Origin of the sequence: Psychroserpens sp. SPM9 (genome assembly GCF_025153525.1) — a bacterium.
In the GTDB taxonomy this organism is placed as follows: Bacteria; Bacteroidota; Bacteroidia; order Flavobacteriales; family Flavobacteriaceae; genus Psychroserpens.
In genome coordinates, this window is sequence record NZ_JANZNR010000039.1 from 1 (window position 1) to 666 (window position 666).

The window sequence follows — 666 nt, forward strand, 5'->3', positions numbered from 1 at the left end:
CCAATACAAGCACACCACAGGTGATTTATGTACGTGTGACTAATGATATTACCGGTTGTTTTACAGTGGTAGACTTCACGCTTATCGTTAACCCATTACCAGAGGTTGTTGCGGTGAGTGATTTTATCGCTTGTGAGTTAAATAATGATGGTGCTTATGCTTTTGATTTAAGCACAAAGGATGCTGAAGTACTAAATGGTCAGGATCCAACGTTATTTACAGTAAGCTATCATGCCAGCCAACAAGACGCCGATGATTTAATGAACGCTTTAGTAAGCCCATATACCAACACGAGTAACCCACAACAGATTTTTGTGGCCATAACAAATAACGACACTGGTTGTTCGATAAGCACGCCTAGTTTTAATGTAGAGGTTCAAGAGGCGGCAGAGGCAAATAGTGATCTGGAAGCGATTGTATATGAGATTTGTGATGATCAGATGGATGATGATAATGATCCGACAAATAACAGTGCTCAGTTTGATTTAGCGACACAGAATGATTTTGTTTTAGATGGTCAGGATCCGGCAAATTATAGCGTAAGTTATTATGCCAGTGAGATGGATGCCGAATTAGGCGTAAACCCATTACCATTTTTATATGAAAACTTAGTGAACCCACAGGTGATTTGGGCACGAGTAGATAATGACACTCCTGATGGTGCTG

1 pseudogene is annotated in these 666 nt (G+C 40.4%); it reads left to right on the plus strand.

What is annotated here, in order from left to right:
- A pseudogene (locus N4270_RS17210) lies at window positions 1–666 on the plus strand (hypothetical protein); the annotation flags it as partial.